At 47.0% G+C, this 7,245-nt stretch carries 9 protein-coding genes; 6 read left to right on the forward strand and 3 right to left on the reverse strand.

Annotated elements, in window-relative coordinates:
• Nucleotides 1–200 precede the first annotated feature (200 nt).
• On the forward strand, nucleotides 201–626 hold the full coding sequence (locus ABNT28_RS09190) for a CBS domain-containing protein (protein ID WP_332923757.1): 426 nt from the start codon (nucleotides 201–203) through the stop codon (nucleotides 624–626).
• Nucleotides 627–685: 59 nt separating this feature from the next.
• On the opposite strand, the gene ABNT28_RS09195 is transcribed toward ABNT28_RS09190, so the two are convergent.
• From ABNT28_RS09195 to ABNT28_RS09205, 3 genes are all read right to left on the reverse strand, one after another.
• On the reverse strand, nucleotides 686–1,018 hold the full coding sequence (locus ABNT28_RS09195) for a nuclear transport factor 2 family protein (RefSeq protein WP_332923756.1): 333 nt from the start codon (nucleotides 1,016–1,018) through the stop codon (nucleotides 686–688).
• A gap of 123 nt (nucleotides 1,019–1,141) precedes the next feature.
• A complete protein-coding gene (locus ABNT28_RS09200; RefSeq protein ID WP_332923755.1) occupies nucleotides 1,142–2,578 on the reverse strand; it encodes an FAD-dependent oxidoreductase in 1,437 nt (478 codons plus the stop codon).
• Nucleotides 2,578–3,288: a VTT domain-containing protein gene (locus ABNT28_RS09205; RefSeq protein WP_348721445.1), complete on the reverse strand. Its 711-nt coding sequence runs from the start codon at nucleotides 3,286–3,288 to the stop codon at nucleotides 2,578–2,580. The genes ABNT28_RS09200 and ABNT28_RS09205 overlap by 1 nt, the downstream gene beginning before the upstream one ends.
• A gap of 184 nt (nucleotides 3,289–3,472) precedes the next feature.
• On the opposite strand from ABNT28_RS09205, the gene ABNT28_RS09210 reads away from it, so the two are divergent.
• The 5 genes from ABNT28_RS09210 to ABNT28_RS09230 all read left to right on the forward strand — a co-directional run bounded on the left by ABNT28_RS09210 (nucleotide 3,473) and on the right by ABNT28_RS09230 (nucleotide 7,234).
• On the forward strand, nucleotides 3,473–3,673 hold the full coding sequence (locus tag ABNT28_RS09210) for a hypothetical protein (RefSeq protein ID WP_332923753.1): 201 nt from the start codon (nucleotides 3,473–3,475) through the stop codon (nucleotides 3,671–3,673).
• A gap of 4 nt (nucleotides 3,674–3,677) precedes the next feature.
• The gene (gene murA, locus ABNT28_RS09215) at nucleotides 3,678–4,937 is read left to right on the forward strand and encodes a UDP-N-acetylglucosamine 1-carboxyvinyltransferase (protein ID WP_348721446.1); all 1,260 of its coding nucleotides are present in this window, start codon (nucleotides 3,678–3,680) and stop codon (nucleotides 4,935–4,937) included.
• 14 nt (nucleotides 4,938–4,951) lie between these two features.
• A complete protein-coding gene (locus ABNT28_RS09220; RefSeq protein WP_348721447.1) occupies nucleotides 4,952–5,464 on the forward strand; it encodes a DUF2948 family protein in 513 nt (170 codons plus the stop codon).
• Nucleotides 5,465–5,502: 38 nt separating this feature from the next.
• Nucleotides 5,503–6,804, forward strand: a complete 1,302-nt coding sequence (gene hisD / locus ABNT28_RS09225) for a histidinol dehydrogenase (protein WP_332923750.1) — start codon at nucleotides 5,503–5,505, stop codon at nucleotides 6,802–6,804.
• A gap of 85 nt (nucleotides 6,805–6,889) precedes the next feature.
• On the forward strand, nucleotides 6,890–7,234 hold the full coding sequence (locus ABNT28_RS09230; RefSeq protein WP_348721448.1) for a UPF0262 family protein: 345 nt from the start codon (nucleotides 6,890–6,892) through the stop codon (nucleotides 7,232–7,234).
• The last annotated feature ends 11 nt before the right edge of the window (nucleotides 7,235–7,245 follow it).

The raw sequence follows: 7,245 nt of genomic DNA on the forward strand, positions 1-7,245 counted from the left end.
ACACGCGACCTCACCCTTACCAAGGGTGCGCTCTACCGCTGGAGCTATGGCAGCACTGATGCGGTATTTACAATAGAGTGTAAAGCTTTGCAAGCAGGATTGGCGGTCTGCTATCTGGTGGATGAAAATCTACTTTCTCTAATTTGACATAAATTATTTTTCCGAAGCAAACTTTAAGGTCACATTGGGGGAGGTTAAAAATGACACCATTTATTGCCAAACTTATTGAAAGAGGGTGCGTTACTGTAAATGCCGACAGCACCCTTGAAAGCGTGGTTGATATGCTTGTGGAATGGCGTATCGGCACTGTCGTTGTTGTTGATCATTTGAATATGCGGGTTTTGGGGATTCTGTCTGAACGGGATATTATCTGCCATTTGTCAGAACGAAAAACGCTGAAAGGAATGGTAGCCCAAGACCTTATGACAACCGAAGTTATAACGGTTGACCAACAGGCTTCATCTTCAGAATTGATGCATCTGATGACCGAGAATCGAATTCGGCATGTGCCCATTACGAAAGACAATAAACTTGTCGGGATTGTCTCAATCGGGGATGTTGTGAAAAGAATGCTGGAAAAATACGAACGGGAAACCGAGTTGATTAAGCAGTTCATTAATTCCTAAGCTATGATTCTAAATATTTAAAGGGAGCTGGCGGGTTGTCAACTCCCTTTACATGTAATCTATTTATTCAGAGGTGTTGCGCCTGTTTCGGTGCGGACAATTTTACCATCTTTTAGCATGTTTACGCTCATGATGGCTTCACGGCTGCCATCTGGAAAATCGATAACTGAATGTTCGACAAGAATGTCGTCATTCTCATAGACACAACGGCTGTCATGAAACTGAACAGCGTCGTTTGCCATCATCATTTTACCCATCTCTATCAGTTCGTTTTTGTTCATGCTGGTACCTGACTGATGCCGCACAAAGGTGAAATCATCATGATATATTGATCCCCAAAGGTCGATGTCGCGTTCATCAATAGCTTGTTTCATGGTTGCATAAATAGACATTCATTAACTCCTCAAATAACGATTAAAACTGAACATATCATTGTTTATGTACCATATAGTAACAAATATATATTGCAATTAGGTTGCGATCTGTATCTGACAGGATGTTTGAGCTAAATGCCGTTAAAATTTGAGCAAGAACTGAACGAGGCGTTTTATGCGTGGACTGAACAGTTTTTCAGTATAAAAGCTACCCGCTACGCGTTTGCTGGCATCGCCATATGTGGGATAGGGTGCAATCACGCTGGCCATCGTACTCATTTTTTGTCCTGCTGTGATCGCCACTGCCCAGGCTAGTATCATTTCACCAGCGGCAGGTGCCAAAATTGAAGCGCCCAGAATGCGCCCTTTTTTATGCGTGATGACTTTAACCATCCCTTCGGTACGAGATTCTGCTATAGCCCGATCATTGTCTGCAAGGGGCGAAGTAAAAATACTGATATTATGGGCACCATATTTAGCGCTGGCTTCGGTAATGGTTACCCCGACATGTGCCAGTTCGGGATCACAATAGGTTACCCATGGAACCGCGCTATTATCAATTTTGGCAGGAAGCTTGAACAGGATGTTGCGGATCACAATACCAGCGTGATAACCGGCGATGTGGGTGAATTGTTGGCGTCCAGCAACATCACCAATAGCGTAAATATGTTTCTTATTAGTACGCAGTCTTTTGTTTGTGATGATCCCTTTGGTGTTATGATCAATTCCTGCCATATCAAGGTCAAGTCGGTCAATTGTCGGACGGCGCCCTATCGCAACAAGCAGATGGCTGGCATGAAGAACCTGCCCGTCTGCCAATCGCACTATAATTTTTTTGTCGCGTTGCGGGGACGAGTCAGTGTTTTGGTCAATTTTGGTGACACCTGCACCTTCGATGATGGTGACGCCTTCATGCATCAACTGTTGTTTTAAAATATTTACAAGTTCCTGATCGTCGCGTCCCATGACAGCCAGTGCTTCAACAATGGTGACTTTTGCCCCAAGCCGATTATGTGCTTGTGCCATTTCAACACCAATTGGCCCGCCCCCAATGATGACCAGATGGTCAGGCTTGTCATAGTCGGTAAAAATGGTTTCATTGGTGTGATAGGGAACCTTGTCGAGTCCAGGAATTGGCGGGATCAGTGCTGTCGATCCAGTCGCGATCACAATATATTTTGCCCTAACTTCATACGTATCAGACACTACAATATGAGCCGTTTTGAAACGGGCATATTCGCTGATGACCGTTACACCAAGACTGGTGAAGCGTGAAACGGAATCATGTGGGGCAATTTTAGCAATCACGCTATCGACATATTTTTTGGCAGTGGCAAAATCAATTTTAGTATCAGCAACGCGAACGCCGAAATTTGCCTTGCTACGCGCATTATAGGCCGCCTTACTGGCTGCCAACAAAGCCTTTGATGGCACGCAACCGGTATTGAGACAATCACCGCCCATCTCGCCACCCTCAAACATAACCACATGTGCGCCCATTTGCGCTGCACCTGCAGCGAGGCTAAGCCCCCCTGACCCAGCACCAATGATCACAATATCGGCGTTTATTGTTTGCATCATTGCGTCTCTGATTGTTTGTTGTACGCGGTGAACCGTTTATAGATGACGGGCATCAAGGATAATGCGCCCAAACCGCCTAGGGCAATCAAGATTGATGGTGATGACAGCACTGACAGGTCAGGCGTCTGGCCTGATGCAAGAATAGTATCAAATCCACGCCCAACTGAAACAAATACCATCGTACCAGGTATAATGCCGATAAAGGTAGCTAGTAAAAAAGATGTCAGCTTCATTTGTGTAAGGCCGGGGATAATATTCACTACCCAGAACGGTGCGGCAGGTATCAGCCTTAATGCCAGAAGATAGCTAAAGGCATTTTCATTGAAGCCAGCTTCAAGCCGCGCCAAAAAGGGTCCTGCTTTCACCCTAAGAAAATCAGAAAAAACTGTCCGGGCGGCCATAAAAACTACGCCAGCCCCCATTGTTGCCGCAAAAATAATCACTACGCCAGCTGGCCAACCTAAAAGAGCGCCACCAGTCAGGGTCAAAGGCAAAGCAACAGGCAAAGAAAAAGCCACAACGACTAAGTAAAGGAGGAAAAACATCGCATAGCTTGCCAAAATGCGATCATTGGCAAATTGTTTCAGTATGCTGTAATTCGAACTAATTGCTTCCCAACTCACCAATTTATGTGTGCCGCTAGCAAAAAACAGAAGCAGGCCAGTTACCAGCGTAACTGGTAGTGCATATTTGCGTATGAATGCCATATAGCTGTCCTGCAATTAGGTGGATTTAGTGCCAAACTAAGCCTATACATAACACAATATTTCTTTGAAGCTTTTGGCGTATCTTGCAAACAACAAAATACTGCCACAAAGTCTAAACATGGTTAGCTCTGATAGCAAACGTCGTTATGGGTAATACCAAGATTGAAAGTGAATGAGTAACCGCATGTCAGATCGTGAAAGGTCAAAATCAACCGGAGCACATGCAGATGACCGTTTGGCTTCGGCGCTCAGGGAAAATCTATTCCGGCGCAAGGCACAAGCGCGCGCAAGGGCTACTAGTGACAAAGCGGTTAACACAGCATCAAACAACATCATCTCGGACGATACTAAATTGTCTGAAGCCAAATCTGATATGAAAGGGTAGCCTAGTGGATTATTTGGAGATTGCCGGCGGGGTTCCGCTAGTTGGTGATATCAAAATCAGTGGTGCCAAAAATGCAGCGCTACCCTTACTCACAGCTGGGCTGATGACGTCAGAAACTTTGACGCTCGATAATGTACCAAGTCTTGCTGACACTTTATTGATGGAAGATTTGCTTCGACATCATGGCGTTGATGTCGCCCGTGACGGCGAAACGGTAACCTTGGCAGGGGCGGCAGATAATTTTGATGCTCCTTATGATCTGGTTCGCAAAATGCGAGCATCGATATTGGTGCTTGGACCGTTGCTGGCACGCTTTGGCGAAGCGCGTGTATCTTTGCCAGGTGGATGCGCGATTGGAACACGACCCGTTGATTTGCACATTCGTGCGATGCAGGCACTTGGCGCAATGGTCGAATTAGCTGATGGCTATATTCAGGCACGCACGTCAAAAGGTTTGAAAGGCGCACGGGTCGTATTCCCAATGGTGTCGGTGGGTGCAACAGAGAATGCAATGATGGCAGCGGCACTGGCTGATGGCATGTCTGAATTGGTCAATGTTGCGCGTGAACCCGAAATTATTGACCTTGCTGATTGTCTGAACGCGATGGGTGCAAAGATCGCGGGCGCTGGCACAGATACTCTTGTCATCGAAGGTGTGGCTAGTCTTGGTGTGGCGCGGCATGCCGTTGTGGCTGATCGAATTGAAGCTGGTACATTTGCCATTGCGGCGGCCATGACGAAAGGCAGCCTCAGGCTTGAAGGGGCTGCACCAAAGCATCTGGATGCGCTGATTATGGCTTTGCGTGAGGCTGGTGCAGAGGTCATAGTGGGTTCTGATTATATCAGCGTTCGTGCCGATAAGCAGATGCGCTCAGTTGATATTGTAACGGATCCGTTTCCGGGCTTCCCCACCGATTTACAGGCACAATTCATGGCGATGATGTGTGTTGCTGATGGATCATCGCGTATATCCGAAACGATTTTTGAAAACCGTTTCATGCATGTGCCAGAGCTTGTGCGCATGGGTGCCGATATCAAGGTTGATGGCGGACTTGCCATGATCCGTGGGCGTGATAGCCTTACCCCTGCACCCGTAATGGCGACCGACTTACGTGCGTCGGTATCTTTGGTTTTGGCTGCTTTAGCGACCAAAGGAAAAAGCAAGGTTAACCGCATTTATCACCTGGATCGTGGTTACAGCCATCTGGAAAAAAAGCTTGGTAATTGCGGTGCACACATCACGCGGAAATCAGGCTCTGACTGATAGGCTTAAGGGATATGAGTGACGATAAAACTATGAAAAGCATAAATGGTAGTTTGCGACTTCGAGCGCAGGATACCGATGATATGGCGGTTTTATCATCGCTGTTTCAGGACGCCATAATTCCAGGTAATGATTTGCAAATAGATAAGGCAGGCAAACGCTTTGTTCTTGTTGCCAATCGTTTTTGCTGGGAACGCCCCCCGCTGGATGGGGTAACGCTGGAAGATGGTGGTGATGTTTATGAACGGGTTTTATCTGGAATGCAGATTTTTAATGTTGAACAAGTGAAACAAAGCGGTATGCCTGGTAATCGACGTGACAGTCTGCTGAGTCTTCTGGCGCTTCAGGTTGATCCATTTCACGCGACAGAGGAAAAGCAGGATGCACAAGAAGCAAAATGGACGATAAGTTTGTTGTTTTCAGGTAACGCAACGATAAAATTGCTGGTTAAGGCAATTGACGTCATTGTCGAAGATATTGACCTAACCCGACCAACAGCAGTTCATCCTTCGCATGACTCTGCTTAGGGCGTAAATTCAAAGAAAAGAAGAGAGTTATAACGACCATGGCGATCAGGCTGGATTATAATCAAGCTAATTTTGAAGCACATTTTTCGGCATTGCTTGATAGCAAACGCGAGTCAAACCAAGATGTTGCTGATGTTGTTGCATCTATTCTAGCGCGTATCCGCAATGAAGGTGACACGGCATTACTTGAATTGACAGAGGAATTTGACCGTTTCAAACAGGACAAAGTCGCAGCCCTAGCCATTTCAAAGGCTGAAATGCAATCGGCACTTGATGCGTTGGATCCGTCATTGCGGGCAGCGCTTGAGATGGCGCGTGATCGCATTCGTGTTTTTCACGAAAAGCAGGTGCCAGATGATTTTAGTAGTCTTGATGATGACGGGGTTGCCCTGTCTATGCGCTATACGCCAGTTGATGCGGCTGGACTTTATGTGCCTGGTGGTAAAGCAGCTTATCCATCATCAGTTCTAATGAATGCGATTCCAGCAGCGGTTGCTGGTGTTGAGCGCCGCGTTATGGTCGTCCCAGCGCCTGATGGTTATGTTAATCCGCTGGTGCTGGCGGCAGCGGCACTTGCCGAGGTGACAGAAATATGGCGCGTTGGCGGGGCACAGGCGGTAGCGGCACTTGCCTATGGCACACAGACTATTGCATCTGTTGATAAAATTGTTGGGCCTGGCAATGCTTTTGTGGCCACGGCAAAGCGTCAGGTATTTGGCACTGTCGGTATTGATTCTATCGCGGGACCATCAGAAATTCTGGTGATTGCCGATGCCCAGAATGATCCTGAGTGGATTGCAGCTGATTTGTTGTCTCAGGCCGAACATGACGAAGCTGCGCAGTCAATTATGATCACTGATGATGCTGATTTTGCTGATGCTGTTGATGCGGCAGTGACCGCTATGTTGCCCCGTCTTGATCGGGCGACAGTGGCGGGTCAGTCATGGGCAGATAATGGGGCGATTATCACTGTGCCTGATATGGCACAAATGCCTGAACTCGCCAACCGTATTGCCGCCGAACATCTGGAACTCGCAGTAGCTGACCCAGAAGAATGGGCTGCTAAAATACGTCATGCTGGTGCCATTTTTCTTGGACGCTATACGCCCGAAGCGATTGGAGACTATATTGCTGGACCCAATCATGTATTGCCCACAGCGCGCACTGCAAAATTTTCATCTGGTCTTGGCGTGGTTGATTTTATGAAGCGCACGACATTGGTGGGATGTGATGCAGGGAGCTTTGCCAGAATCGCACCAGCCGGTGTAACTCTTGCAGAAGCTGAAGGGCTTGGTGCACATGCGTTGTCAATGACAATACGGATGACAAAATCTAAGTAACATATAATTATGCTAGACTGGTTAGCTGATTATCATAAGCTGGTCTTTAAACGGTTTTGACCGCGTTCATTAGCGAGGGGAAGCAATGTCCAATAATGGTGGACATGAAAGTGATCAGGCACGCCGACTTGTCAAGATCGAGCTTGACGAGGCTGATGCCCCACGTCGCAGTGCCGAAGCTGAGCAGGAACGCGCAATCGCAATCTATGATATTATTGAGGATAACCTCTTTGATTTACCTGATCATTATGGGCCATTTCATCTGTATCTGCGCCTTGAAGGGCGGCACATCAATTTTGACATCCGTGGTACTGATGAGAAAAACCTTACCCAGTTTTTTATGGCACTAGGGCCAATGCGGCGGGTTATACGCGATTATTTTACCGTATGTGATACTTATTACGATGCGATCCGCACAAAATCACCATAACAAATTCAGGC

The sequence above is a fragment of the uncultured Candidatus Puniceispirillum sp. genome, assembly GCF_963979125.1.
GTDB lineage: Bacteria > Pseudomonadota > Alphaproteobacteria > Puniceispirillales > Puniceispirillaceae > Puniceispirillum.

Coding starts and splice junctions, on each gene's coding strand:
- ABNT28_RS09210 (WP_332923753.1), top strand. CDS start 3,473: ATGTCAGATCGTGAAAGGTCAAAATCAACCGGAGCACATGCAGATGAC.
- ABNT28_RS09195 (WP_332923756.1), bottom strand. CDS start 1,018: ATGTCTATTTATGCAACCATGAAACAAGCTATTGATGAACGCGACATC.
- ABNT28_RS09200 (WP_332923755.1), bottom strand. CDS start 2,578: ATGCAAACAATAAACGCCGATATTGTGATCATTGGTGCTGGGTCAGGG.
- ABNT28_RS09220 (WP_348721447.1), top strand. CDS start 4,952: ATGAGTGACGATAAAACTATGAAAAGCATAAATGGTAGTTTGCGACTT.
- ABNT28_RS09205 (WP_348721445.1), bottom strand. CDS start 3,288: ATGGCATTCATACGCAAATATGCACTACCAGTTACGCTGGTAACTGGC.
- ABNT28_RS09190 (WP_332923757.1), top strand. CDS start 201: ATGACACCATTTATTGCCAAACTTATTGAAAGAGGGTGCGTTACTGTA.
- hisD (WP_332923750.1), top strand. CDS start 5,503: ATGGCGATCAGGCTGGATTATAATCAAGCTAATTTTGAAGCACATTTT.
- ABNT28_RS09230 (WP_348721448.1), top strand. CDS start 6,890: ATGTCCAATAATGGTGGACATGAAAGTGATCAGGCACGCCGACTTGTC.